Source organism: Streptomyces sp. NPDC024555, from assembly GCF_055559335.1.
In genome coordinates, this window is sequence record NZ_JBVHKV010000015.1 from 121354 (window position 1) to 147577 (window position 26224).

21 protein-coding genes and 1 pseudogene are annotated in these 26224 nt (G+C 74.2%); 9 read left to right on the plus strand and 13 right to left on the minus strand.

Annotated elements, in window-relative coordinates:
• The first annotated feature begins 224 nt into the window (after positions 1-224).
• Complete coding sequence (locus tag ACZ4FH_RS25725; protein WP_467307707.1) at positions 225-836, plus strand: hypothetical protein; 612 nt, start codon at positions 225-227, stop codon at positions 834-836.
• Between the two features lie 22 nt (positions 837-858).
• Here the strand turns inward: ACZ4FH_RS25725 and soxR are convergent, their stop codons facing one another.
• Entirely contained in the window at positions 859-1344 is a 486-nt protein-coding gene (gene soxR / locus ACZ4FH_RS25730; RefSeq protein WP_467307709.1) for a redox-sensitive transcriptional activator SoxR, read from the minus strand.
• Positions 1345-1473: 129 nt separating this feature from the next.
• Between soxR and ACZ4FH_RS25735 the strand changes: the two genes are divergently transcribed.
• The gene (locus tag ACZ4FH_RS25735; RefSeq protein WP_450683474.1) at positions 1474-1935 is read left to right on the plus strand and encodes a MaoC family dehydratase; all 462 of its coding nucleotides are present in this window, start codon (positions 1474-1476) and stop codon (positions 1933-1935) included.
• Positions 1936-2023: 88 nt separating this feature from the next.
• Here ACZ4FH_RS25735 and ACZ4FH_RS25740 read toward each other — a convergent pair whose 3' ends face one another.
• The 3 genes from ACZ4FH_RS25740 to ACZ4FH_RS25750 form a co-directional block, all read right to left on the minus strand.
• Positions 2024-2644 (minus strand): TetR/AcrR family transcriptional regulator, encoded by a 621-nt coding sequence (locus ACZ4FH_RS25740; RefSeq protein ID WP_467307711.1) that lies wholly within the window; start codon positions 2642-2644, stop codon positions 2024-2026.
• A 103-nt stretch (positions 2645-2747) separates the two neighbouring features.
• Positions 2748-3038, minus strand: a complete 291-nt coding sequence (locus ACZ4FH_RS25745; RefSeq protein ID WP_467307712.1) for a YiaA/YiaB family inner membrane protein — start codon at positions 3036-3038, stop codon at positions 2748-2750.
• A gap of 76 nt (positions 3039-3114) precedes the next feature.
• Positions 3115-4266: an acyl-CoA dehydrogenase family protein gene (locus tag ACZ4FH_RS25750; protein ID WP_467307817.1), complete on the minus strand. Its 1152-nt coding sequence runs from the start codon at positions 4264-4266 to the stop codon at positions 3115-3117.
• A gap of 64 nt (positions 4267-4330) precedes the next feature.
• On the opposite strand from ACZ4FH_RS25750, the gene ACZ4FH_RS25755 reads away from it, so the two are divergent.
• Together ACZ4FH_RS25755 and ppk2 are read left to right on the plus strand one after the other, a co-directional pair.
• Positions 4331-4969 carry a TetR/AcrR family transcriptional regulator gene (locus ACZ4FH_RS25755; RefSeq protein ID WP_383649998.1) on the plus strand — a complete coding sequence of 213 codons (639 nt, stop codon included), beginning with the start codon at positions 4331-4333 and terminating at the stop codon, positions 4967-4969.
• Positions 4970-5156: 187 nt separating this feature from the next.
• Positions 5157-6041 carry a polyphosphate kinase 2 gene (gene ppk2 / locus ACZ4FH_RS25760; protein WP_467307818.1) on the plus strand — a complete coding sequence of 295 codons (885 nt, stop codon included), beginning with the start codon at positions 5157-5159 and terminating at the stop codon, positions 6039-6041.
• A gap of 10 nt (positions 6042-6051) precedes the next feature.
• On the opposite strand, the gene ACZ4FH_RS25765 is transcribed toward ppk2, so the two are convergent.
• Positions 6052-7131, minus strand: a complete 1080-nt coding sequence (locus ACZ4FH_RS25765) for a Zn-dependent alcohol dehydrogenase (protein WP_467307713.1) — start codon at positions 7129-7131, stop codon at positions 6052-6054.
• Between the two features lie 47 nt (positions 7132-7178).
• Positions 7179-8573 carry an aldehyde dehydrogenase family protein gene (locus tag ACZ4FH_RS25770; protein ID WP_467307715.1) on the minus strand — a complete coding sequence of 465 codons (1395 nt, stop codon included), beginning with the start codon at positions 8571-8573 and terminating at the stop codon, positions 7179-7181.
• A gap of 436 nt (positions 8574-9009) precedes the next feature.
• Between ACZ4FH_RS25770 and ACZ4FH_RS25775 the strand changes: the two genes are divergently transcribed.
• Positions 9010-12375: an ATP-binding protein gene (locus tag ACZ4FH_RS25775; protein WP_467307717.1), complete on the plus strand. Its 3366-nt coding sequence runs from the start codon at positions 9010-9012 to the stop codon at positions 12373-12375.
• Between the two features lie 46 nt (positions 12376-12421).
• Here the strand turns inward: ACZ4FH_RS25775 and ACZ4FH_RS25780 are convergent, their stop codons facing one another.
• The 6 genes from ACZ4FH_RS25780 to ACZ4FH_RS25805 all read right to left on the minus strand — a co-directional run bounded on the left by ACZ4FH_RS25780 (position 12422) and on the right by ACZ4FH_RS25805 (position 21539).
• Positions 12422-13777 carry an ABC transporter ATP-binding protein gene (locus tag ACZ4FH_RS25780; RefSeq protein ID WP_467307719.1) on the minus strand — a complete coding sequence of 452 codons (1356 nt, stop codon included), beginning with the start codon at positions 13775-13777 and terminating at the stop codon, positions 12422-12424.
• A 236-nt stretch (positions 13778-14013) separates the two neighbouring features.
• Complete coding sequence (locus ACZ4FH_RS25785) at positions 14014-16266, minus strand: molybdopterin-dependent oxidoreductase (RefSeq protein ID WP_467307720.1); 2253 nt, start codon at positions 16264-16266, stop codon at positions 14014-14016.
• Positions 16267-16384: 118 nt separating this feature from the next.
• A complete protein-coding gene (locus ACZ4FH_RS25790; RefSeq protein ID WP_467307722.1) occupies positions 16385-17005 on the minus strand; it encodes a TetR/AcrR family transcriptional regulator in 621 nt (206 codons plus the stop codon).
• Between the two features lie 42 nt (positions 17006-17047).
• On the minus strand, positions 17048-18355 hold the full coding sequence (locus ACZ4FH_RS25795) for a hypothetical protein (protein WP_467307723.1): 1308 nt from the start codon (positions 18353-18355) through the stop codon (positions 17048-17050).
• Entirely contained in the window at positions 18352-19179 is an 828-nt protein-coding gene (locus tag ACZ4FH_RS25800) for a cupredoxin domain-containing protein (RefSeq protein WP_467307725.1), read from the minus strand. The genes ACZ4FH_RS25795 and ACZ4FH_RS25800 overlap by 4 nt, the downstream gene beginning before the upstream one ends.
• Positions 19176-21539: a right-handed parallel beta-helix repeat-containing protein gene (locus ACZ4FH_RS25805; RefSeq protein WP_467307726.1), complete on the minus strand. Its 2364-nt coding sequence runs from the start codon at positions 21537-21539 to the stop codon at positions 19176-19178. Before ACZ4FH_RS25805 ends, ACZ4FH_RS25800 begins: the two co-directional genes overlap by 4 nt.
• Positions 21540-21668: 129 nt before the next feature.
• On the opposite strand from ACZ4FH_RS25805, the gene hmgA reads away from it, so the two are divergent.
• From hmgA to ACZ4FH_RS25825, 4 genes and pseudogenes are all read left to right on the plus strand, one after another.
• Entirely contained in the window at positions 21669-22988 is a 1320-nt protein-coding gene (hmgA, locus tag ACZ4FH_RS25810) for a homogentisate 1,2-dioxygenase (RefSeq protein WP_467307820.1), read from the plus strand.
• A 67-nt stretch (positions 22989-23055) separates the two neighbouring features.
• Positions 23056-23841 (plus strand): GntR family transcriptional regulator, encoded by a 786-nt coding sequence (locus ACZ4FH_RS25815; protein WP_467307727.1) that lies wholly within the window; start codon positions 23056-23058, stop codon positions 23839-23841.
• Between the two features lie 63 nt (positions 23842-23904).
• Positions 23905-25167 (plus strand): type ISP restriction/modification enzyme, encoded by a 1263-nt coding sequence (locus ACZ4FH_RS25820; protein WP_467307728.1) that lies wholly within the window; start codon positions 23905-23907, stop codon positions 25165-25167.
• A gap of 58 nt (positions 25168-25225) precedes the next feature.
• Positions 25226-25477 (plus strand): annotated as a pseudogene (locus ACZ4FH_RS25825) (ABC transporter permease); the annotation flags it as partial.
• 54 nt (positions 25478-25531) lie between these two features.
• Here ACZ4FH_RS25825 and ACZ4FH_RS25830 read toward each other — a convergent pair.
• Positions 25532-26140: a TetR/AcrR family transcriptional regulator gene (locus tag ACZ4FH_RS25830; protein ID WP_467307730.1), complete on the minus strand. Its 609-nt coding sequence runs from the start codon at positions 26138-26140 to the stop codon at positions 25532-25534.
• Between the last annotated feature and the right edge of the window lie 84 nt (positions 26141-26224).

Sequence of the window (26224 nt, forward strand, 5' to 3'; positions counted from 1 at the left end):
ATGCGTGCTCCTCGGAGAGGCCGGATGCGCCGGAGGTTACCGACGGTATGACCCGTCGGTAAGGTGAACATCGGTCACCTTTTCCGAATCACCACATCCGGCCGGATGACGACCCGTCATCTCATTCGGCGGACGGGAACGGGAGCCGATCCGGGCTCCCGTTCGTCCATTCAGTGACGCCGAAGAACGGGCGACGGATCACGAGCGACGGAGGTGGCGACGCCATGGCCGGTTTCCGGAGTCTGGCGAGACAGGTCCGCGACCCGCGGAGCGACCTGGCACTGCGGCGGTATTCGCTGCGCAAGTGCCTGGAGCGCTTCGCCCCCTACGGTCACCGGGCGACCTGGGACCATCTGTGCCGGAGGCACGGAATCGGCCCGGAGGACCGGGCCCCCGACCCGGCGCGGCTGGTGCGCGCGCTGGAGGAGCTGGAGCGCGCGCGGGGGGTCTGGCTCGCCTACGAGGCCGGCTTCGCCGCGCGGCGCAGACGGGAGAAGCACGACGGGCTGCGGCGGCCCGCCGCGTTCGACGACTGGCATCTGCGCACCTGGGGCGGGAACGGGGTCGCCCGCTGCGACGATCCGGCCGTCCATCCGCGGGCGGCGCTCGCCGAGGTGCTGGTGCGGCTGATCTCGGCCCTGGAGGCCGGACCGGGCAGCGGCTGCCCGGTGTGCGCGGGACACCGGCTCGCCTGGCGCCAGGACCTGGACGGCGAGCCGTGGTCCGGCCCGGTCTGCGCGGACTGCGGGATCGTCGTACCGCAGCCGGTGCTCACCCCCCAGGCCCTGGCCAGGGCCCGCCGGACCCCGGCGGAGGGCCTGGCCCCGGTCGGCTGACCGGACCGGCCGCCGCCCGCGCTCACCCCTCCCGGGCCGGGCGGACCGCCTTCCCGCGCTCGGGCATCAGACGCGAACCGCTCATGCGCTCACCGGAGACGTCGTCCGGGTTGGAGAGCACACAGGTCTCCAGCGAGAGGCAGCCGCAGCCGATGCAGTCGGTGAGGTGGTCCCGCAGCCGGCCCAGCTGCCGGATGCGCTCGTCCAGCTCGGAGCGCCAGGCCTCCGAGAGACGGGCCCAGTCCTCACGGTTCGGCGTGCGCTCCTCGGGCAGTTCGGCCAGCGCCTCGCGGATGGTCGCCAGCGGGATGCCGACGCGCTGGGCGGCGCGGACGAAGGCGACCCGGCGCAGCGCGTCCCTGGCGTAGCGCCGCTGGTTGCCGCTGGTGCGGCGGCTGCTGATCAGGCCCTTGGCCTCGTAGAAGTGCAGGGCCGACACGGCAGCCCCGCTGCGCGCGGAGAGCTGGCCGACCGTGAGTTCATGGAGCGTCTGTGGGATCTGGGGCACTCATCGAACCCTACGTGGCCCGGTCGCGGCCCATCGGCCGTTGACAGGAACCGGCCCGCCCACGATGCTGAGCAAGCGCTTAGACAGCGCTCGGAACGGACGTCGGAGCGGAAGGCAGGGACCAGGGACATGGCGGAGCCGAGGATCTTCACATCCGCGCAGGAGCTGCGCGACGGTGTGGGCGAGCAGCTGGGGTACAGCGACTGGCTGGAGATCGAGCAGAAGCGCATCGACCTCTTCGCCGAGGCGACCGGGGACCACCAGTGGATCCACGTGGACCCGGAGCGCGCCGCGGACGGCCCGTTCGGCACCACGATCGCGCACGGCTACCTCACGCTCTCGCTCCTCCCCGCGCTCGTCCCGCAGGTGATGCGCGTCGAGGGCATGAAGATGGGCATCAACTACGGGACCAACAAGGTCCGTTTCCCCTCCACGGTCCCGGTGGGCTCGCGGCTGCGCGCGACCGCCGTCCTGAAGAGCGTCGAGGAGGCGGGCGGCGGCGTCCAGGTCACCGCCGTCGTCACGGTCGAGCGCGAGGGCGGCGAGAAGCCGGCCTGTGTCGCGGAGTCGGTGTCGCGCTACTACTTCTGAGCGGTACGGCACGGCCCGCTCCGGGCGGTGCGCACACGACGAGGGCGCCGGTCCCCCCGGGGGACCGGCGCCCTCGTGTGCCGTGCGGTCAGCCCCGCGCCGCGACCATGCGCAGCACCAGCCCGGCGTACAGCTCGCCCACCTCGTCGGGGGTGCGGCTGCCGCGGGTGTTGAACCAGCGGGCCACGTCGATGCAGAGCGACAGCACGGCGAGCGTGGTGCCCGGCACGTCCGCGACGTCGAACTCCCCGGCGGCCACGCCCTCGTCGATGATCCGCCGGACGACCGCGTCGCTGCGGCGGCGCAGTTCGACGATCTCCGCGCGGTGCTCCTCGGCCAGCGCGTCGAGTTCGTACTGGACCACGCGCGCCGTGGTGTGGCGCTCGGCGTGCCAGCGGCAGAAGGAGCGCACCGCCTCGGCGAGCCGCTCGGCCGCCGTGCCCCCGCCCGAGGCGGCGGTCTCCAGGAGGGTGAGGGCCCGGTCGTGGCCGATCCTGCTGATCCGGTGGAGCAGCTCTTCCTTGGTCTTGTAGTGGATGTAGAGCGCGGCGGGGCTCATGCCGGCCCGGCCCGCGATGTCGCGGGTGGTGGTGGCGTGGTACCCGCGCTCGGCGAAGGCGTCGACGGCCGCGACGAGGAGCCGCCTGGCGGCCTCCGGCGTCACTTCCTCCCACGGCGTTCCGCCGTCGGTCTCCTCCGCCGTGCTCATCGCCCTCGCCCCTCTCCGTCAGCAGGACGAACACCATACCCCGATCCTGAGCAAGCGCTTAGGGTCGGCCCGGGAAGGGTTCGGTGGGTGGGACGCCGGTGACTCAGAGCTTCTGGAACGGGTCGTGCTCGGCGAGGATCTTGTCCAGCCGGGCCTGGTCGACCCGGCTGACCAGCTGGCCGGCCTCCTGACGGTCCCGGATCACCTTGGCCAGGGTGAAGGCGGAGGTGACCAGGTAGAGCACGCCGATGGCGAGGAAGCCGCGCACCCAGGCGTCCGCGTCCAGGGAGTAGATGCCGACGGCGACGGCGCCGATCGCGACCCCGAAGGACGCGACGGCCTGGCCGTAGAAGGCCGCGGTGTTCTGATGTTTGACCGATGTGGTGTCACTCATACGGCCCAGAATCCGCCGCTGTGGCGCGTACCACATCCGTACGGATACTCAGGCGGTACTCAGCACCCGGGGCGGCTCAGAAGGCGGAGACGCCGGTCAGGGCGCGGCCGATGATGAGCTTCTGGATCTGGCTGGTGCCCTCGTACAGGGTCATCACCCGGGCGTCGCGCAGCAGCTTGCCGACCGGGTACTCGTCGATGTAGCCGTAGCCGCCGAAGACCTGGAGGGCGTTGTTGGCGGCGCGGACGGCGGCCTCGGAGGCGAAGAGCTTGGCCCGGGAGGCGGCGGTGGCGAAGTCCTGGCCCCGGTCGATCAGATCGGCGACCCGCCAGGTCAGCAGCCGGGCCGCCTCGACGTCCACGGAGATGTCGCTGATGAGTTCCTGGACGAGCTGGTGGCCCGCGATCGGGGTGCCGAACTGTTCGCGTTCACCGGCGTAGCGCACGGCGGCGTCCAGGGCGGCCTGGGCGATGCCCACGCATCCGGCGGCGACCGACATCCGCCCCTTGGCCAGGGCGGACATGGCGATGGAGAAGCCCTTGCCCTCGGGGCCCATCAGGGCGGAGGCGGGGACGCGGACGTCCTCCAGCACCAGTTCGGCGGTCGCCTGGCCGCGCAGGCCGAGCTTGCCGTGGATGGTGCGCCGGGTGAGGCCGGGGGCGTCGGCGGGGACCAGGAAGGCGGAGACGCCCCGGTGGCCGGGGGTGTCGTTGGTGCGGGCGAACAGGAGCACGACATCGGCCCAGGTGCCGTTGGTGATGAACATCTTGGTGCCGTTGACGACGTAGTCGCCGCCGTCGCGCACGGCCCGGGTGGCCAGATTGCCGGCGTCGGAGCCGGTGCCCGGTTCGGTGAGGCCGAAGCAGCCGACCGCGTCCCCGGAGGTCAGCCGCGGCAGCCACTGCCGCTTCTGCTCCTCGTCGCCCCATGCGGCGATCGTCTTGGCCACCAGCCCCAGGGAGACCGAGACGATGCCGCGCACGGAGGAGTCGCCGCGGCCCAGCTCCTCGGTCACCAGGCAGTACGCGAGGTGGTCGCCGCCCGAGCCGCCGTACTCCTCGGGGACGGTGAGCCCGAGGAAGCCGAGGGAGCCCAGCTTCTTCACGATCGACTTGTCGACGTTCTCGCTGCGGTCCCACGCGACGACGTGCGGGGTCACCTCCCGCGCGACGAAGTCCTCGGCGAGCTGCCGGACGGCCGCCTGCTCCTCGCTCAGCTCCAGGTCCACCGCTCGGCCCTCCAGGTTAATTAGCACTGCTAGTTTTCTTGGCGCAGGGCCTACTATGTGCCGCATGGCCCGCCCGCGCAAGCCCCTCCTCAGCAGAGACCGCATCGTGGATGCGGCGAGCGCCCTCGTGGACGCCGAGGGGCTCGACGCCGTCTCCACGCGCCGGCTCGCGGCGGAACTCGGGGTGAGCGGGCCCTCGCTCTACAACCACTTCCGCAACAAGGACGAGATCCTGGACGCGGTGGCCGACGCCGTCTCCGCACAGGTCGATCTGTCGATGTTCGACGCCTCCGACGGGCGCGACTGGCGTGCCGCGCTGCACGACTGGGCCGTCTCCTACCGTGCGGCGCTGGCCGCTCATCCGCACATCGTGCCGGTGCTCGCCCAGGGGCCCGGACGCCGTCCGGCCGGGCTGCGGGTCGCCGACGCGGTGTTCGGCGCGATGGTCCGGGCGGGCTGGCCGCCGGCCCAGGCCACGTACATCGGCGCGCTGATGCGCTACTTCATCACCGGATCGGCCCTCGGCTCCTTCGCCCGGGGCTTCGTGGACGACGCGGCGGCGTACGACCCGGCCGACTATCCGCACCTGGGCCAGGCCCATCTGCTGGCCGAGCACGACCGGAAGGTCGACGAGGGCGCCTTCGAGACGGGACTGCGGGCCCTGATCGACGGGCTCGCGCTGCAGTACGCGCCGCGCCCCTGAGCACGCGGCCGGGGTGGCGGCCGGCCCGCCGCGTCCGCAGACTGGTGCGACGCGGACGCGTCCGGCGCCGCCGTGGGGAGGACCCGTCATGGCGAGGAGCACCGAACGGCGCGACGGCCGTGCGAAGGGCGACGCCGCCCTCGCCGAGGCGGCCCGGCACGGCGGGCCCGCGCTGAAGGGCTTCGACGTGCTCGACAGCGGCGACGACGATCCGGTCCTGGTGACACCGGAGGGCCGGGCCCGGGACGCCTGGCGCGAGGACTACCCGTACACCGAGAAACTCGGCCGCAAGGCGTACGAGAAGTCCAAGCGGGCCCTCCAGATCGAGCTGCTCAAGCTCCAGCACTGGGTCAAGGAGCACGACGAACGCCTCGTCGTCCTCTTCGAGGGGCGCGACGCCGCGGGCAAGGGCGGCACGATCAAGCGGTTCACCGAGCACCTCAACCCGCGCGGCGCGCGTGTGGTGGCGCTGGAGAAGCCGACCGAGCGCGAACGCTCGCAGTGGTACTTCCAGCGGTACGTGGCCCATCTGCCGACGGCCGGCGAGATCGTGCTCTTCGACCGCTCCTGGTACAACCGGGCCGGTGTGGAGCGGGTGATGGGGTTCTGCACGACCCGGGAGTACCTGGAGTTCATGCACCAGGCCCCGGGTTTCGAGCGGATGCTCGCCCGCGACGGCATCCACCTGGTGAAGTTCTGGTTCTCCGTCTCGCGCAACGAGCAGCGCAACCGGTTCATGATCCGCCAGATCGACCCGGTGCGGCGCTGGAAGCTCAGCCCGGTCGACCTCGCCTCGCTCGACAAGTGGGACGCGTACACCGAGGCCAAGGAGCTGATGCTCTTCCACACGGACACGGCGGACGCCCCGTGGACCGTGGTGAAGAGCAACGACAAGAAGCGGGCGCGGCTGGAGGCGATGCGCCACGTCCTGCACCGCTTCGACTACCCGGGCAAGGACCCGGAGGTGGCCCGGGAGCCGGACCCGCTGATCGTGGGCCCGGCCTCCCAGCTCTTCGAGAAGGGCGAGATGGCCTCCCGGCTGCTCACGCCGGGGCGGTCGGACATCGTCTGAACGACACGGCCTAGAAGACCACCAGCGCCCGGCCGCCCTTCCCCGCGATCATGTGGTCGAAGGCCTCCGGGATGCCGTCCAGACCGATCCGGTCGGTGACCATCATGGAGAGGTCGAAGCGGCCCTCGCGGATGTGGCCGGCCAGCACGGGCAGATCGCGGGCCGGGTCGCTGTTGCCGTACACGCAGCCGGTCAGCGAGCGACCCCAGTGGAAGATCTCCAGGGCGTTGAAGGTGACCTGCTGGTCCTTGCCGCCGATGCCGACGACCGTGGTGCGGCCGCCCCTGCGGGTGGACTCCCAGGCGGCGCGGATGGTGGACGCCCGGCCCACGCACTCGACGGCCACGTCCGCGCCCCGGCCGCCGGTGAGCCCGCGGATCGCGCGGGGTGTGGTGTCCGAGGCGACGACGTAGTCGGTGGCGCCGGCCCGGCGGGCCAGGTCCTCCTTCTCCGGGGAGACGTCGACCGCGATGATCTTCGAGGCGCCGGCGATCCGGGCGGACTGGAGCACGGCGAGGCCGACGCCGCCGATGCCGAGAACCACGACGGACTCGCCCGCGCGGACCCGGGCGCTGTGGTGGACCGCGCCGTAGCCGGTGAGCACCGCGCAGCCGAGCAGGGCGGCGTCGGTGAGGGGGATGCCCTCGGGGGCGGGCAGCACGCAGTGGGCGGCGACGACGGTCTCCTCCGCGAAGGCGGCGACGTTGAGCCCGGGGTGGAGTGCGGTGCCGTCGGCGGCATGGGCGTGGATGTTCGCCGCCCCGGCCAGGGCGTCGGCGCAGAGCCACACCTCGCCGATGCCGCAGTGGTGGCACGCGCCGCAGGACGGCGCCCAGTTGAGGACGACGCCGTCGCCGGGGGCGACGTGGCCGACGCCCTCGCCGACGGAGACGACCGTGCCCGCGCCCTCGTGGCCGAGGACGGCGGGGACGGGGAGCCGCATGGTGCCGTTGGAGAGCGAGAGGTCGGAGTGGCAGACCCCGGCGGCGGCGAGGCGGACCCGCACCTGGCCGGGGCCGGGCTCCGGAAGCGTGATGTCGGTGATCTCCAGCGGAGCTCCGACGGCGGACAGTACGGCGGCGCGGACCACGGACTGACTCCTTGCTGATCGGGGTGCGGGGGGGACGGACGACGAACTCAGAACTGGAAGGACTTGGTCTGGAGGTATTCGGCCAGCCCGTGGGCGCCGAGTTCGCGGCCGACGCCGGACTGCTTGTAGCCGCCGAAGGGGGCGAGCGGGTTGAAGCGCCCGCCGTTGATGTCGACCTGGCCGGTCTCCATCCGGCGGGCGAAGGCCACGGCCCGCTCGTCGTCGGCCGCCCAGACCGCGCCGGCCAGGCCGTACACGGTGCCGTTGGCGATGCGCAGGGCGTCCTCCTCGTCCTCGTACCGGAGGATCGAGACGACCGGGCCGAAGATCTCCTCCTGGGCGATGGTCATCTCCGGGGTGACGTCGGCGAAGACGGTGGGGCTGACGTAGTAGCCGGTGGGCAGCGGGGCCTCGGGGCCGCCGGCCACCAGGCGGGCGCCCTCGGCCACGCCCTTCTCGATGTAGCCGCGCACCCGCGCCCGCTGCTTGGCGTTGACGAGCGGACCGACCCGCTCGCCGGGCACGTACTTGGCGACGGCCTCGGCGGCGAGCGCCACGGCCTCCTCGTACCGCTCGGCGTCCACCAGCATCCGGGTCCAGGCGCTGCACGTCTGGCCGGAGTTGGACATGACGTTGGCGATGCCGACGTTGACGGCCTTGGCCAGGTCGGCTCCGGGCAGGACGACGTTGGCGGACTTGCCGCCCAGCTCCAGGGCGACGCGCTTGACGGCGCCGCCCGCCACCGCGCCGATGGCCCGGCCGACGGCGGTGGAGCCGGTGAACGAGACGAGGTCGACGTCCGGGTGCTCGGCGAGGGCCTGTCCGGCGACCGGACCGAGGCCGGTGACCAGGTTGAAGACCCCGGCGGGCAGCCCGGCCTCCGCCGTGGCGTCGGCGAAGGCCTGGGCCGTCAGCGGGGTGTCCTCGGCGGGCTTGAGGACCACCGTGCAGCCGGCCGCGAGGGCGGGGGCGACCTTGGCGACGATCTGGTGCAGCGGATAGTTCCACGGGGTGATCGCACCGACGACGCCGACCGGCTCCAGCAGGACGGTGGAGTTGCCGTGGCGCTCCTCGAAGGCGTACGTGGCGGCCAGTTCGGCGTACGAGCCGGCGACCAGCACGGGCAGGCCCGCGTGGACGGAGCGGGCCAGCTGCGGCGGGGCGCCCAGTTCGGCGGTGACCGTCCCGGCGATCTCCTCGGCGCGGGCGGCCAGCACATCGCGCAGGGCGCCGATCAGGGCGGCGCGCTCGGCGGGCGGGGTGGCGGCCCAGCCGGGGAAGGCGGCGCGCGCGGCGCGGACCGCCGCGTCGACGTCCTCCGCCGCGCCGGCCGGTACATGGGCGATGACCTGCTCGTCCGCCGGGTTCACCACGGCGATGGTGTCCGTTCCGGCGGCGGGCCGCCACGCACCGCCGATGTACATACCGTCATGGGCCTTCATGGCTGTTCCTTCCGGGTGCGGGGCGGACGGGGTCGTCCGCGCCCCAAACTAGCGCTGTTAGTTTTCCGGCGCCAGAGACGCCGGTCACGTGCCGCCGCCCCGTCCGCCGAACGGCGGGACGGTCCCCGGGAGGGCGGAGGGCACGGCGGCACCGGGCCCCGGAGGGCACGGCGGGCGGTGGGTAACGCGCCAGTAACGGGCACCCCGTAGCGTCCCCGACCGGGACCGCCCCTTCCGTGCCCCGATCACGGAGGGGGCGGGGGCCGCTCATACCGCCCCGGCAGCACACCGGCCCCCGCCGCGCCCCGGCCGCCGCCGACACGGCGGCCCGCTCAGGACCGGCGGCGGGACCGCCGAGGCGCGGTCGTCGCAGCCCCCCGGGCATCCACCCGGGGGCTTCGGCGTGTCCGGATTGACGGGTTAAGGTTGCGCCCTGATGGGCACAGACGCGACGGACCACGGCACGGACCTCGCTCCCCCTCTCCTCCGCCTGCACCTTTTCGGCGGTTTCCGGGTGACTCGTGACAGCGGTCCGGCCCTGGCCGAACGGTGGCCCCGCCCCAGCGCCCGCGCCCTCGTCAAACTCCTCGCCGTCTCCCCCGGCCACCGCCTCCACCGCGAACAGGCCATGGAGATCTGCTGGCCGGACGCGGACCCCCAGGCCGCGCTGGGCAGCCTGCGGGTCGCCCTGCACGCCGCCCGCCGCGCCATCGAACCGGAGCTGGCCCCCCGCGCCTCCTCGTCCTACCTCACCTCCGAGGGCACCCTGCTGCGGCTCGATCCGCGGACCGTGGTCATCGACGCGGACGAGGCGGAGGTCCTGGCCGAACAGGCGCTCGCCGACGGCGCCACCGCCTCGCTCGCCACCGCGCTCGCCGCGTTCACCGGCGAACTGCTGCCCGAGGACCGCTACGCCCCCTGGTCCGAGGCCCGGCGCACCCTGCTCGACGCGCTGCGCGACCGGGTCCGGCTCGCCCTGGCCGAGGCGCACCTCGCGGACGGCGAGAACGAGCGGGCGACCGAGGTGGCGCTGCGCGCTCTGGCCACCGCCCCCGCGGAGGAACGGGCCCACCGGGTCCTCATCGAGGCGTATCTGCGCCAGGGGCTGCGGCGGCAGGCGGTGCGCCAGTACCACCTGTGCCGGCAGGCGCTCGACAGCGAACTGGGCATACGGCCGGGGCCCGGCACCGAGCGGCTGCACCTGCTGGCGCTCGACGCCACCACGGCCGTCCTGCCCGCCGAGGCCGCCCCGGTGCTGCCCGCGGCGATCCGCGCCCCCGCCGGTCCCCCGCTGCGCGGCCGGGACGCGGCGCTGCGCGCGCTGCTCTCCGCCGAGGGGCCGCCGGTCCGGCTGATCGGCGGCGAGGCCGGGGTCGGCAAGACGCGGCTGACCACCGAGGTGGCGCGGGCCGCCGCCGGGGCCGGCACCACCGTCCTGTGGGGCGCCGGCCACGACGCCGAGGGCCACACCCCGTACGGCGTCTTCGTGGAGGCGCTGGACGCCTGGCTCGCCGACCGGCCGCCCGTGGAGCGGGCGCGCATCGGCGGCGAGTACCCGGAACTCGCCACCCTGCTCCCCTCCCTCGGCCAGATCGGCGCCGGGCGCGAGCGCAGCCCCGAGGAGGAGCGGGACCGCTTCTTCCGGGCCACGGCGGGGCTGCTGGGCGATCTCGCGGCGGGCGCGCCGGTCCTGGTGGTCCTGGACGATCTGCACGCGGCCGACGCCGGTTCGTACCAACTGCTGAGCCGGCTGGCCCGGCGGGCGGCGACGACCGGGGCGGGGCTGCGTTTCGTGGTCACCTACCGCGCGGAGGAGTTCGACGCCGACGATCCGCGCCGCGCGGCCCTGGAGGCCCTGGTGCACGGCCGGCTCGCGGAAAAGGTCGAGCTGGGGCGGCTGGACCGGGACCAGTGCCTGGCGATCGCCCGGGACGCGGGCGCCGAGACGGGCCTGGACCGGGTGTGGGAGCTCTCCCTGGGCAATCCGCTCTTCGCCCTGGAGCTGGCCCGTACGGTCCACGAGGGCGAGGACGACACGGCCGGGGACGCCCCGGGTGCCCCGGAGGGCGTGCGCCGGCTGGTCGCGGCGCGGCTGGCCCGGCTGGGTCCGGCGGCCCGTCGGGTGGTCGAGGCGATCTCCGTCACCGGGGGCAGCGCGGCCCTCGCGGAGATCCTCGACGTGGCCGGCCAGGGGCTGCACCCGGCGCTCTCCCCCGCCGAGGCGACCGACGCGGTGGACGCGGCGGTGACGGCCTCGGTGGTGACGGAGCGGCCCGTGGTGGTGGGCGGACGCTCGCTGCCCGGTCTCGCCTTCCGCCATCCGCTGGTCCGGCTGACCTGCTACGACGGCCTGTCCGCGGCCCGCCGCCGGCAGCTGCACTCGGCGTACGCGGAGGCGGTGCTGCGCCACCGTCCGGACGCCGTCGACACCCTGGCCACCCAGCTCGCCCGCGCCGACGACCCGCGCGCCACCGGGTATCTGCGGCAGGCCGCCGAACGCGCCGCCGCGCTCTGCGCCAACGACACCGCCGACCGCTACTACGCCGAGCTGACCGCCCGGCTCGACGCCTCGGCCGCCGAGGCGGCGCGGGCCCGGATCGACCGGGGGGCGGTGCTGCGCCGGATGGCCCGCTACCCGGAGGCGGCGACGGTGCTGCGCGAGGCGCTGGACGACATGGTGCGGCGGGGCGACGAGGACGGCCGGGTGCTGGCGGCGGCCCGGCTGAGCGAGGTCCTGATGAAGATGCGCGGGGCCGAGGAGGGCGAGGAGCTGCTGCGGGTCCACCGCCCGGGACCGCAGACCCCGGCGCTGACCGTGGCGACGCACCATCTGGCCGCCGGCGGGCTGCGGTTCGTCTCCGGACGCTACGAGGACGCGCACATCTCGGCCCGGCTGGCCCAGGCCGCCGCGCACTCCGTCCCGGGCGGCGAGCGGCGCGGGCTGCTCGCCCGCGCGCTGGGCATGCAGGCGACCTCGCTCGCCCTCGCCGGCCGCTTCGACCTGGCCCGGCCCGCCGCCGAGGGGGCGCTGCCGCACGCGGAGGCGTACGGGGACCAGGACGTGCTGGTCACCACGCTCTCGGTCTTCCGTGAGCACGCCCGCCGGTCCGGCCGGCTCGGCGAGGCCGTCTCCATCGGGCAGCGGGCGATGAAGCTGGCCGAGCACACCGGCGATCCGACGGCGGTCGCCTTCGAACGCGCCAATCTCGCGGAACTCCATCTGCTGCTGAGGGAGTTCGCGCAGGCCGAGGAGCATGCGCTGGCCGCCGTGCGGGACGGCGGCCCGGAGCAGAGCTGGTGCACGGCGTACGCCCTGGCGGCCCTGGCCCGGGTCCGGCTGCTGACCGGCGGGGCGGGCGCGGGCGAGCTGCTGGAGCGGGCCGGGCGCGCCGCCGAGGAGCAGGCCGACCGGCAGGCCCTGCACGAGGTCCGTACGGCGCAGGCCGAACTCCTGGTCCACGAGGGGCGTCCGGCCGAGGCCGTGACCCTGCTGGGCCGGGACCACGGACCGGGCACCGCGCATCTGCTGGCCTGGGCCGAGCTGCGCTCCGGCGATCCGCGCGCGGCCGTCCGCCGCGCCGCCGAGGAGACGGAGCGGGCGGAGCGGGTCGGTGAACGGCTCACCGAGACCGAGGCGCGCACGGTCCTGGGGGCGGCCCTGGCCGCCTGCGGGCAGCGGGCGGCGGCCCACGAGGAGTTCGGCCGGGCCGCGGCCCTCGCCGCCGGACTCCCCTACCCGGCCGGTGCGCACCGGGTGCGGCAGGCCCGGGAGGCGGCGGGGCCGCTCACGGACGCGGACTGAGGGTCCGTCCGCGCGGCGGCCCGTACGCCCGGGTCCCTCCGGCGGCTCAGACCTCCAGTCCGGGGACGTCCTTGGGCAGCGGGCAGATCCGGCGGCCCTGGTGGTCGAAGACGTACAGATGGGCGAGGTCGACCAGGAGCGGAACCTGGCCCCCGGTGCGCAGCCGCATGTCGGGGCCGGTGCGGACGACCAGGTCGCTGGAGGTGATCGCGGGCCGGTCGGGGCTGTGCACCCCGGCGGGCAGGGAGTCGTCCGGGGCGTCCAGGACGGCGACCGAGCCGCCGGACTGACCGGTGGCCCGCTCCTTGAGCCGTTCCAGCATGCCCATGCCGCCCTGGCCGCGGCGCCTGCCGCGGGCGGCGGAGCGGTCCTGGCGGGCCGACTCCAGGTCGGGCACGACGGCGGGCTGCGAGCCGGTGTTGAGGTGCACCAGCGCCTCGTGCCCCTGGTACTCGACGTGCTCGACGATGCCGCTGAGCGCGACCTCGCCGGGGCGGGCCTGGCTGGGCGGGGCGATCCGGACGGCTTCGGAGCGCAGTCCGACGATGATGCGCCGGCCCTGCTGGATGCGGAGCAACTGGTGGTCGGGGCTGAGCGGTTCGGGCAGCGGCAGACGCTGGCGCCCCAGGTCGATCGACATCCGGCCCTCCAGGGGCGCGTGGACGACGGCCTGGAGCAGATTGATCCGGGGGGTGCCGATGAAGGCGGCGACGAACACGTTCTCCGGCAGTCCGTACACCTCGCGCGGGGTGGAGACCTGCTGGAGCACTCCGCCGCGCATCACCGCGACCCGGTGCCCGAGCGACATGGCCTCGGCCTGGTCGTGGGTCACGTAGACGGTGGTGACGCCGAGTTCCTTGGTGAGCTGGGATATCTCGGCCCGCAGATGGTTGCGGAGCTTGGCGTCCAGGTTGGAGAGCGGTTCGTCCATCAGGAAGGCCGAAGGTTGGCGCGAAATCGCCCGCCCCATGGCGACCCGCTGGCGCTCGCCGCCGGAGAGCTGGCCCGGGAGGCGGTCCAGGACGTTCTCGATGCCGAGCATCCGCGCGGTGTTCTCGATGCGCTCGTTGTGGTCCTGGCGCGGGTTCTCCAGTTTCAGCGGGAAGCCGATGTTGGCGCGGTTGGTCATGGTCGGGTAGAGCGCGAAGTTCTGGAAGACCATGGCCATGCCGCGTTCGCGGGGGGTCAGGTGGTTGGCGGGTTCGCCGTCCAGGAGGATCTCGCCCTCGGTGATGTCCTCCAGTCCGGCGATCATGCGGAGCACGGTCGATTTGCCGCAGCCGGAGGGGCCCAGCAGGACGACGAACTCGCCCGGCTCGACGGAGAGGGAGAGGCGGTCGACGGCACGCGAGGACCGTCCGTAGGCCTTGCTGACGTTGTTCAGGGTGATGGCGCGAGTCATGTTGGTTCCGCCCGGGAGGGTGATGGTGGAGCGGTGGGGAGCGGCAGCAGTGGGCCGAAATTAACCCATGACGCAGGGTGAGGGAATGACTCGCGCAAAGGTTGGGGCGTACGGAATCCTCCGTGCCGGAAGTGTCAGGAGGGATTCCGGTTCGCTCGAAACATTCGGTCCGCCCGGTGCTCCCCCTCCGTCCGGAACGTCCGGCCGCTCGCCCCTCGCCGCGACGCCCGGTCCGTTCAGTGCGCGGGCGCGACCGTCACGGGGATGCCGTTGAGCACGGCGGTGCCGGAGAGCGGGTCGAGCCGGCTGCCGTCGACGAGCTGGTTCACGTTGGCCCCGGGCTCCCGGGCGGCGACCGAGGTGCGGGTGCCGGGGCGGTGGTGGCCCCAGCCGTGCGGCAGGCTCACCACTCCGGTCCTGATGTCGTCCGTGACCTCGACCGGGACCGTGAGGGTGCCCCCGTCGGACCCGACCGTGGCCCGTCCGCCGTCGGTCAGTCCGAGGCGTGCCGCGTCCTCGGGGTGGATGTGCAGGGTGCAGACGTTGGAGCCGCCGCGCAGGGCCTCGATGTTGTGCAGCCAGCTGTTGTTGGACCGCAGATGGCGTCGGCCGACGAGAACGAGGGCGTCGGGCTCGCGGCGTTCGCGCAGCGCCCGGCGCAGCCGGGGCAGGTCGTCGGCGATGGGTCCGGGGAGCAGTTCGACGCGTCCGCTGCGGGTGCGCAGGATCTCCGGGACGCGCGGGGCGAGGGGGCCGAGGTCGATGCCGTGCGGACGGTCGAGGAGCCGGTCCAGGGTGAGCCCCTCGGGATCGGCGCCGAAGCCCTCGCCGTACGGGCCGAGCCGCAGCATCAGGTCCAGACGCCGTTCGGCGCCGGTGCGGCCGGTGAGCGCGGCGGCGAGATCGGCCGGGACGCGGCCGTGGACGGGCGAGAGCGGGTCGGCGACGGCCTTGCCGAGGACGCCGTCGACGACCAGGGCGTCGACGGCGGCGGGGTCGGTGCCGTGGGCTCCGGAGACGGCGAGGACGAGCCGGGCGAGGATCTCGCCCTCGTCCATCCGGTCCGGGTCCAGGGGGACGGCGGGGCGGGTGTAGCGGACCTGGTTGCGGACGGCGAGGGTGTTGAACGCGAAGTCGAAGTGGGCGCTCTGCGCGGGCGGCGGCGGGGGCAGCACGACGTCCGCGTGGCGCGAGGTCTCGTTGAGGTAGGGGTCGACGCTCACCATGAAGTCCAGCCCGTCGGCGAGCGCGGCGTCGAGCCGGTCGCCGTCGGGGGCGGAGAGCACGGGGTTGGCGGCGAGGACGAACAGCGCGCGGATCCGCCCCGGGCCGGGGGTGGTGATCTCCTCGGCCAGCGCGGCGACGGGCAGTTCGCCCTTGGCCTCGGGGTGTCCGGAGACCCGGCTCGTCCAGCGGCCGAGGGCGAAGCCCCGGCCGGGGGCGGCGGGGCGCGGGGCGCGGGCGGTGGCGGAGAGCGGGAAGAGGGCGCCGCCGGGGCGGTCGAGGTTGCCGGTGAGGACGTTGAGGACGTCGACGAGCCAGCTGGCGAGGGTGCCGTGGTCGACGGTGCAGCTGCCGATGCGGCCGTACACGGCGGCGGTGGGGGCGGCGGCGAGTTCACGGGCGAGGGTGCGCAGCGTCGCGGCGTCCACGTCGCAGGCCCCGGCGACCGCCTCCGGCGAGAAGTCCTCGAGGGCGTCGGCGAGTTCGTCGAGTCCCTCCAGGTGCGGGGCGAGCGTGCCGGGGTCGGTCAGCTTCTCCTCGAACAGGACGTGGACCAGGGCGGCGAGCAGCAGCGCGTCGGTGCCGGGGCGGACGGCGACGTGGCGGTCGGCGAGGCGGGCGGTGCGGGTGCGCCGCGGGTCGACGACGGTGAGGGTGCCGCCGCGCCGGCGCAGGGCCTTGAGCCGGCCGGGGAAGTCGGGGGCGGTGCAGAGGCTGCCGTTGGATTCCAGGGGGTTGGCGCCGAGGAGCAGCAGGTGGTCGGTGCGGTCCAGGTCCGGTACGGGGATGCTGTGGGGGTCGCCGAAGAGGAGTCCGCTGGAGACGTGCTTGGGCATCTGGTCGAGGGTGCTGGCGGTGAAGAGGGACTTCGTCCGCAGCGCCGCGAGCAGGGCGGGCGGGTAGAGGGCGCCGGCCACGGTGTGCACGTTGGGGTTGCCGAGGACGACGCCGACGGAGTCGGGGCCGTGGTCCCGGAGGATGTCCGGGACGGCGCGGGCGACGGCGTCGAAGGCCTCGGCCCAGGTCGCCCCGGTCAGGACCCCGTCCTTGCGGACGAGCGGGGTGCGCAGCCGGTCGGGGTCCGCGTCGAGTCCCCCGAGGGACGCGCCCTTGGGGCAGATGAACCCCTTGCTGAACACGTCCTCGCGGTCGCCCCGGGCGCCGGTGACCGTCCCGTCCTCGATCGTGAGGACGAGCCCGCAGGTGGCCTCGCAGAGGGGGCAGATGCGCAGGGCGGTACGGGAGTTGCTGGGGTCGTGCGACATGGGCCCTCCCCGGGGCTGCGGCGGACACGGCCGGGCGGGGTTGAGCATACCGACCGGTACGCATGCCGGGGAGTCCTTCCGGCGGTCCGGTCGCTCCGCAGCCCCGGGGAGGGGCCGTTCAGTCCAGGATCCGGGCCAGATAGGCGTGGATCAGGACGCGGGTCTCGGTGACGATCGCCCCGTCGCCCGCGGGGTCGGAGCGGAAGGCGAGCTTGAGCAGGGCGTCGGCGGCCTCCACGCAGATGAGGACGGAGCGGAGCAGGTCCTCGTCGGCGGGGCGGCCGAGGTGGCCGGAGAGCAGGTCCGCGAGCCGGCCGGCGACCCGCTGGTTGGCGTCGTCGGCCGGGTCCTCGTCGGGCGCGGGGGCGCCGAAGTCGATGAGGGCGAAGCCGGGGACGGTGCGCTTCATGGCGAGGTACTCGTCCAGGACGGCGTCGATGGCGCCGCGCCAGTCGTCGGCCGGGACGGCGGCGAGCCGGGCGGCGATCCGTTCGACGTAGCTGTCCAGATTGCGCAGGGCGAGGGCGTCGGCGAGGGCGCGCTTGTTGGAGAAGAAGCGGTAGACGGAGCCGATGGGCACACCGGCGCGGGCGGCGACGGCACGGGTGGAGAGCTGTTCGTAACCGGTCTCGTCGAGGAGTTCGGCGCAGGCGTCGAGTATCCGGACCAGACGCTCGGCGCTGCGCTGCTGCACGGGGGCACGACGGAGGTTCGCGTTCGCATGGGGCACGGGTTCCATGATGCCGTGGGCCGCCTCTCCGGGTCGGTGCGGTGCGCGACCTCAGGCGATGAGCAGGGCGAGGCCGCCGCAGGTGTACGCCACCATCAGGACCAGGAGCGGGAGTTGGCCCGCGACGGCGCGTCCGGGCGGGAAGAGCCGCACGGACCGGTCGTGGGCGGCGACGACACCGAGGACATGGCCGGTGACGATCGCGAGGACCTGGAGGGTGGCGATGCCGCCCGGCCCGAGGGGCGGTTCGGGCGGGGCGGGGTTGTCAGTGCCGAGTGCCATCATGACGGTGCGTGGGGATTCGGTGACGAAGAGTGTGAAGTAGTGGGCGATCAGATAGCCGAGGGAGATCGGGACCAGGGAGTGCGCGAAGGCCGTGAGGGGGTGGTCGAAGCGGCCGGAGATCAGCCGGGTGGCCCCGGCGCACAGGGTGTAGAGCGCGGCGACGAGGACGACGGCGGCGAGGAGTCCGAGGGTGGCGGTGGTGGTCCGGCCGAGTGCCGAGGTCTGGACGGTGGTGATCCAGGAGGGGGCGTCGGAGAAGCCGTCGTAGGCGGTGGAGCCGAGCATGACGCAGACGGTGGCGACGAGTCCGGGGAGGCGGGGGGTGGCGTCGAGTCCGTTGAACGGGGAGCGGACGACGAGGCTCCGGTCGGCCCGGCGGCCGAGGGGGGAGAGCCGGCCGAGGAGGCGTGAGTAGACCTCGAAGGCGTCGGCGTGGTCGAACCAGCGGGCGCCGTACCGGACGGCACCGGCGAGGTGGAGAACGGTGTAGGCGGCGAGGAAGGAGAGCAGCGCGGTCGCGGACGCGGGGTCGGGGGCGACGAGTTCGAGCCAGGTGAAGGCGAACAGCCCGGCCGCCGCGGGCCACATGCCCAGCCACGGGGGCGGCGGCGGGCCGGCCGCGGGGTCGCGCCCGAGGACGCGGCAGAGGGCGAGGTGCAGGGTGCGCAGCGGGTTGAGCAGCGCCCAGACGGGTCCGCACAACAGGGAGGCGGGGACGAGCCCGACCCAGAGGAGTACGTAGACGGCGCCGGGGGCCGGATTGCGGTCCGGGTCGTCGGGTCCGAGCAGCAGACAGAGCAGGACGGCGAGGGCCGCCGCCAGGCCGAGGGCGCGCAGGGCGGTCCGGGTGGCGGGGGCGTCGGCGGCGCGCCGGACGGCGTCGGGCAGCGGCCGGCCGGCCCGGTCGCCGCGGAAGCGGGAGTCGGACCAGAGCAGCCCGAGGGCGAGGAAGGAGACAAAAAGTGCGGTGAAGGCGCCGGCGAAGGCGTAGAAGGGCGAGAGCGGCAGATCGTGCTGGGCGCCGATGCCGTGGGCGAGGACGCTCACGGCACCGGGCGCGGGGGTGCCCGTCACCGGACGACGAGCTGGGTCAGCAGCAGATCGGACTCATGGGTCTCGACCTCGAAGAGTCCGGTGCGGTCGGCGGTGAAGGTGACCGTGACGGTCCGCCCCGCGGGCAGGCGCGCCTCCTTGTCGTAGCCGTGGACGTGCAGGGTGTCGTCCCGGTCGCTGCGGACGCGCAGGCGCACGGTGCGGCCCTTCTCGACCTCCGTGCGGCCGGGGGCGGGGCTGACCTTGCCGTCGCGCACGGCGACGTCGACGGTGACCGTGTCGTCGGGTGCGCCGTCGTCGGGGGCACCGGAGGAGGCGTCCGCGCCCGGGGCGGCCTCGGCGAGGCTCGCGGAGACCCGGACCGGGGTGGAGCCGACGGCCCAGGCGGTGTGGTCGTCGGCGTACAGCCCCGCGATGAGCCGGGTGCCGCCGCCCGCGGCGCGGACGAGCGACTTCGGGAGGTGGTACCAGAGGCCGTAGACCCGGGCGAGCGGGTGGCCGTCGAGGAAGAGCCGGGCGTGGCCGCGTCCGGCGAGTGCGGCGCCGCCGACGCTGTCGGGGGTGAAGCGGAAGTTGCGCACCGTGAGACGGACGTTCCAGCCGTCCTCCGAGTCGGGCCGTACGGTGACGCCCACCTCGGGCGCGCCGTCGGCGTCGACCCGGCGCAGCCGGTGGCCGTCGCCGTCCTCGGCGGTCAGCAGCCGGCCGTTGCTGCCGGTGTCCTCCGCGTGGCTGGTGCCGGGCTTGTGGTGGGTGGTGGCCCGGCCACCGCACGCCCCCGCTCCGAGGGCGAGGACGGCGGCGGTGACCAGGGCGAGGGCGGCGCGGGCCGGCCGGCGGTTCACGAAGGGTCCCCTTCGGGTGCGGAGGAGGGGGTGGACGGGGTGGACGGGGGCGGGGCGGGCGTCGAGGGCGGGGCGGACGGGCCGGGCGTCGACGGCGGGGCGTCGGAGCCCGACGCGGTGCCGCCCGACGCGGTGCCGGCCGAGGCGGTGCCGGCCGAGGCGGTGCCGCCCGACTCCGTGCCGCCCGGCTCCGTAGCACGCGGCTCCGTGGCACCCGACTCCGCAGCGCCGGACGCGGTGGCCGGGACGAGAGCGCCGTCAACCTCTTCCCCACCGCCGTCCCCGTCGCGGCCCCCGTTCCCGTCGCCGTTGCCGTCCCCGTGGCCGTCCCCGTTCCCGTCGTCCCCAGCGCTCTCCCGGGCGCCCTGCTCCCCGTGGCGGGCGGCGGCGATCACGGCCCAGACGACCCAGACGAGTCCGAGGAGTCCGCGCACCCAGGCCGGGCTGAGCGGGATCCACGGGATCATGAACACGCCCTTGTCCAGGGCGTCCAGCAGCGTGAGGCCACCCAGCACCACGGTGGTCCAGCCCAGCCAGGGCCGGTCGCGGCGCAGCACCAGGCCGATGCCGGTCCACCAGAGCCCGGTCAGCAGCAGGGCGAGGGCGGGCACATAGGTGGCGGCGAGCCCCATGGTCGATCCGGCCACGTCCAGTCCGAGGCCGACGAGGCCCAGGAGGCTCGCGGCGGCGGCGAGCCGGCTGGTGCGCATCCGGCGCCACCACAGCACCCCGCCGACGAGCACCAGCACCACGGCGATGCCCAGGGCCGCCTGCACCTCGATGCGTTCGATGCCGCGCGCCCCGTACCAGTCGCAGCCGGCCGGCAGCCGTCGCGCCTGCACGTTGTAGTCGGCGCAGACCAGCAGCTGGGCCAGTTTGACGGGCTCGCCCACCAGCCGGTCGGTGGAGCCGCTGACGGAGCCGCGGGAGCTGCCGCAGACGGGCAGCGAGCGCGGGGTGGAGTCGCCGGTGCCGGACTGCCAGCAGTTGCCGTCGCCCTGGCCGTCCCACCAGACGTCCGAGCCGTTGGGACGGGAGCGGCCCTGCTTGTCCGTGCCCAGGTGGTTGTCGGCGTAGCGGTTGTGGTGCGAGGTGTCGGTCTGCTTGCCGAGGGCGTTCTCGCCGCGGATGAAGGCGGGGACGGCGCTCAGGAAGAAGGCGGCGCGCTTCTGGCCGTAGATCCAGTTGTCCTCGTAGAGGTTCCAGTTGCCGCCCGCGGTGATGATGCCGGTGCCGGGCGGCATGGAGATCTGCGGACAGACGACGCCGTCCTCGTAACCGCGTTCGACGGGCGGCTTGGCGCAGGTGCCGTCGGCGACGTACGGGTAGTAGTCGGCGTTGTTGTCGTGGATGAGGTTGCGCTCGAAGCGGGCGTGGTTCTGCGGCAGGCCCGGGTGGCCGGGGAAGGCGCTGTCCATCGAGGCGCCGCCCATGTTGTGGTCGAACTCGTTGTCGTGGACGTAGACCGAGTCCCCGGCGGTGCCGGAGTAGCCGACCATGCTGTGGTGGCTGCGGCAGCCGGTGATCTCGATCGAGTAGCGCGGGACGTCGTAGCCGTAGCCGTCGTTGATGTTCGACGCGCTGCCCGGGTAGATGCCGGAGTCGCCGTTGCCGTACGACTCGCAGTTCTTGTAGAGGCCGTGGTCGCTGGCGAAGGTGAGGAAGCCGTACTCGTCGTTCCAGCGGGTCAGCACGTCGTCGATGACGAAGCCGTCCTGGGCCAGCACGTACAGCGAGTTGAACGTGGTGCGCTGGGCGGTGAAGTTCTTGAAGTAGACGCCGTCGGACTTGTCCGAGCGGATCGCGTTGAGCTTGCGGTACTTGGCGTCGATGACGACGTCGGTGCGCTCGGCGCCGGTGCCCTCGATCTGGAGGTCCTTCTTGCCGAGGATCGCCACCAGGTTCTGGTTGTGCGGGCACTTCGCCTGCTGGGCGTAGCTCAGGATCTGGTAGCCGAGCTGCGAGTTGGGGGCCTTCAGCCGGGAGCACTCCCCGGTGGGCTCCGGCAGCGAGGGCTCCTCCTCGTAGAGACCGGGCAGCACCGCGATGTTCATGCCGGGCCGGTCGACGGCGTCGACGGCCTGCTGGAGGTGGCGGTAGCCGGAGGTCACGCACCGGTCGAAGAGCGTCAGGTTCCGGGTGCGCAGTCCGGCGGGGAAGCCGGAGATCCGGCGTTCGAAGTCGGCCCGGTCGGTCTTGCAGACGAGGAGATCGGGCTCGCCGGTGCGGTACACGGGGACGCTGCCGGTCCCGTCGGGCAGGGTGACCGGCCGTTCCTCGTGCGCCTGGGCGGCCGGGGCCGCGAGGAGGGCGGCGGCGAGCGCCGCCAGGACCACCAGAAGTCTTCGTGTCCACGACATGTGCGGGAGAGTAGAGCAATGTTCATGTTTTGAGACCCCCCTGTGCACCACGAATGACATTGACGCGCGGAGAATCCATTCCTACGGTTGACCATAGGATTGATGGATTCCTCGGACACGGGAGCGCACATGGGCGGCAACGAGCAGGCCAGGAAAGCGGCGGAAGGGCTCGCCTACTCCTCCGGCTTCGGCAACGAGCACAGCTCGGAGGCGGTCCCGGGGGCCCTGCCGCACGGCCGCAACGCCCCGCAGCGCGCCCCCCTCGGGCTCTACGCGGAGCAGCTGAGCGGATCGGCGTTCACCGAGCCCCGGGCCCGCAACCGCCGCTCCTGGCTCTACCGGATCCGCCCCTCGGCGGCCCACCCGCCGTACACCCGGACCGACAACGGCGCGCTGCGCACCGCCCCGTTCACCGAGACCGTCCCCGACCCCAACCGGCTGCGCTGGGACCCGCTCCCGCAGCCCGCGCCCGGCACGGACTTCGTCTCCGGCCTGTGGACGCTCGGGGGCAACGGCGACGCCGCCCAGCGCTCCGGCATGGCCGTGCACCTGTACGCGGCGGACACCTCCATGACCGACCGCGTCTTCGGCGACAGCGACGGCGAGCTGCTGATCGTCCCCGAGCAGGGCGGTCTGCTGATCCGCACCGAGCTGGGCCTGCTGAGCGCCGGTCCGGGCGAGGTCGCGCTGATCCCGCGCGGGGTCCGCTTCCGCGTCGAGCTGCTGGACGCCACCGCGCGCGGCTATGTCTGCGAGAACTACGGCAGCCCCTTCGTCCTGCCCGACCTCGGCCCGATCGGCGCCAACGGCCTGGCCAACGCCCGCGACTTCCGCGCCCCGGTCGCCGCGTACGAGGACGTGGAGCGTCCGGTCGAGGTGATCAACAAGTACTGCGGCAACCTCTGGTCGGCGACGTACGACCACTCCCCGCTGGACGTCGTCGCCTGGCACGGCAACCACACCCCGTACGTCTACGACCTGCGCCGCTTCAATGTCATCGGGTCGATCAGCTACGACCACCCGGACCCGTCGATCTTCACGGTGCTGACCTCCCCCTCGGACACCCCGGGGCTGGCCGGCGTCGACTTCGTGGTGTTCGCGCCGCGCTGGCTGGTGGGCGAGGACACCTTCCGCCCGCCGTACTTCCACCGCAACGTCATGAGCGAGTACATGGGCCTGATCGAGGGCGCGTACGACGCGAAGAGCGGCGGCTTCGTCCCCGGCGGCGGCTCGCTGCACTCCATGATGTCGGCGCACGGCCCGGACCGGGAGACCTTCGAGAGGGCGAGCGCGGCCGAGCTGAAGCCGCAGAAGATCGACGACGGCCTGGCCTTCATGTTCGAGACCCGCTGGCCGATCGTCACGACGGAACGCGCGGCGACGGCCGGCCATCTTCAGCAGGGGTACGACGACGTGTGGCAGGGTCTGAGCCGCAACTTCCGCCCCTGACCGGCGCCGGCGGCGCCCGGACCGCTCCGGGCCCGTCCGGCACGACGACGAATCGCAGGTGACCCAGGTGACGCAGCCCCCTCTCACACCCCCCGCGCCCCAGGGGGCCGCGTTCGCCCCCGATTCGCTGGTGCTGAACCGCAAGCTGCCGCTCTGGTACCAGGTCTCGCAGTCGCTGCGCGCCTCGATACTCGGCCGCACCGCGGACGCCACGCTGCGGCTGCCGACCGAGGAGCAACTGGCCGCGCACTACGGGGTCAGCGTCCTGACCATGCGCCAGGCGCTCAAGGAGCTGGAGGCGGAGGGGCTGATCAGCCGTCACCGGCGGCGCGGCACCTTCATCGAGCCGCGCGCCCGGCGGGTCTCGCCGGTCCGGCTGCTGGGCTCGATCGACGCGATCGTGGCCCAGCAGTCGGGCGAGCGCACCACCCTGCTCGACCACGGCCCCTCCCCCGTCCCGGGCGAGCTGGCGGAGTACTTCCCCGGCTGCCAGGAGGTCGTCGGCTACCGCAGGCTGCGGTGCGACGAGGAGACCGGCGAGCCCACCAACTGGGCGCAGAACTGGCTCCCGCCCGGGACCGCGGCCGGGCTCGACCCCGCCGACCTCGACCGCTGGCCGATGACGAAGGTGCTGCGCGACCGCGTCGGCGTGCCCATCGCCCGGATCACCGACACGGTCGAGGCCCGGCTCGCCGACCCCGTCACCGCCGATCTGCTCCGGGTCCCGCTGCTCAGCCCGATCCTGTACTACACGGGCGTGACGTACGACGAGGGCGGCCGGGTGGTCGACGTGGCGCAGATCCGCTACCGGGGCGACCGCTTCTCCTTCTCCGTGACGGTCGACGCGCACTGACCCCGGCCGAGGGCCGGGGCCGGCCCCGGGCGCCCTGCCGCGGGCCCCGGCCGCGCCGTTACGATGCCGGGGAAGGCGGCACGCTCGGGGCGACGGGGAGGCGACACGGTGGCAGTTCCGGCAGCGGCCGGTCCCGGCCGGGTCCCGCACGCCCCGCTGCTCGACGATCTGATGCCCTGGTCCGTACGCCCGCTGCGGACCGGACGGTCCTGGGTGACCGCCCCGGACGCGGCGTCGCTCCGGGCCCGCTGGGAGCGGCTGGTGACCGCGCCGGAGTCCGAGCGGGAGGAGCTGTTCGCCCCCACCCGCGCGCGGACGCCGCGGATGCCGGTGGCCGCGCTGCCCGGCCGGTCCGCCGGGACCGGCCCGTTCGCCCGAGAGCCGGGGCCCTGCCCCGATCCGGTCCGCATCCTGCACGGCCCGTTCGACGAACAGTGGCTGCTCCCCGACCACCGGCTGATCGACGAGGCGCGGCCCGAGCTGTGGCGGGTCGCCGACGGCCATCAGCTGTTCCTCGTCGAGCACGGCCGGGTCCCCCAGGACACCGGTCCCGCGGTCTCCGTGACCGCCCTGCTGCCCGACGGCCACTCACCGGCGGGCCGCCCCGGCCGGATCCGCCCGCTGTACCGCCGCCCCGGCGGCACCGAACCCAATCTCGCCCCGGGCCTGCTCGCCGTGGTGCGCGGCCACCACGGGGACGCGGTCACCGCCGAGTCCGTCCAGGCCTGGATCCTCGCGGCCGCCCGCCCCTCGCCGGGCGGCTGCGCCGTACCGCTGCCGAAGGACACGGAGCGCTGGTGGGCGGGGGTGGAGCTGGGGCGTGAGCTGCGCCGGCTCCAGTTGCGCGGGGCGCGCGGCGGGGAGCGGCCCCGGCTGCCGGGCGGCTGGCGTCCCTACGTCCGGGCGGCGCTGCCGCCGGTCCCGGACGGTCTCGTGTACGACGCCGAGGAGCAGACCCTCTCCGTGGGCACCGGCCGGATCGCCCCGGTGCCCGCCGGTGCCTGGGAGTTCCGGGTGGGCGGGGTGCGGATGCTGGAGCTGTGGTTCGGCCGCCGGGCGGCGCCGGAGACGGCGACGGGGCTGGCCGCCGTGCGGCCCCGCGGCTGGCCGCAGGAGTGGACCTCGGAGCTGCTGGAGCTGATCACGCTGCTCGCGCTGCTCGCCGAACTGCGCCCCCGGCAGGAGGCGCTGGCCGAGGGGCCGGAGATCGGGGTGCGGGAGCTGCGCGCGGCGGGCGTCCTGCCGGTGCCGGCGGCCGCCCGGCGGCCCGCGTCGGTCCTCGACCACCGCGAGGAGGGCCCGGACGGGCAGTTCGCGCTGCTGTGACCGGAGGGACGGCGGGCCCGGCCGGAGGCCCTGCGGGCGTCGGGGAACTCCTCAGAGCGCCACGTTCGTCCTGCCGCTGCTCTCCCACGCCTGCATCCCGACCGGGAACCTGCCGGACCGGCTGCGCACCCTCGCGGAGTGGAACCCGGTCAGCGCGGCCGCCGCGGCCGTCCGCGCGCTGTGCGGCAACGCGGCACCGGCCGCCGGAGCCGCCTGGCCGGTCGCGCACCCGGTGGCGGGGACGCTGCCCCGGTCGGCCGTCCTGCTCGCGGTCGCGGTGCCCCTCGCGGTGCGCCGGCACGCGCGCGGCGACGCGTGGCCCGCCCCCGTACCCCCGTCCCCGGCGGCAGCCGTCCGCCGGGGCTCAGCCCCGCAGGGCGACCGGGCGGTCCAGGGCGCCGAGCAGGGAGACGAAGCCGGACTCCAGGAAGGCGCCCAGTTCCCCGAGACCGGCCGGTCCACCGGACGGCCAGGTGGTGACGGCCTCCTCGGCGAAGGCCAGCCAGGCCCGGCTGGCGACGGGCAGTCGCGGCGAGTCCGGCATGCCGAGCCGCCGCTGCCCCTCCTCCACCCGCCGGGCCAGTACCGTACGCGTGGACTCCACGATGTCCTCGACGGCCGGGAGGCTGCCGGCGGCACCGCGCACCAGGGTGAGGTAGACCCGGCGGTGCTCCGTGACGTACGCGGCGAAGCCGGCGATGAAGGCGCGCAGCCAGGCGACCGGTTCGAGCGCGGGATCGGGCTCCGTGGCCGCGGCGAAGTCGTCGCACTCGCGCCGCACGACGGCGCGGTAGAAGTCCCGCTTGGAGTCGAAGTAGTGGAAGAGCAGCCCGCGCGATATGCCGGCGCGGCGGGCCACCTCGTCCGTGGACAGCTCGTCCAGCGAGCATTCCGCAAGCATGTCCACGCCAATCGCCACCAGCTGCGCCCTTCGTTCGTCGGGGCTCAGGCGCGCGGCTCGCTTCTCGGACATGCGCACAGTGTAGAAGTACTTCGGCACCGAATTATTTCAGTACCCCTCCCGTCGCGCGCACCCGGACATGGCTGCGCGCCACTG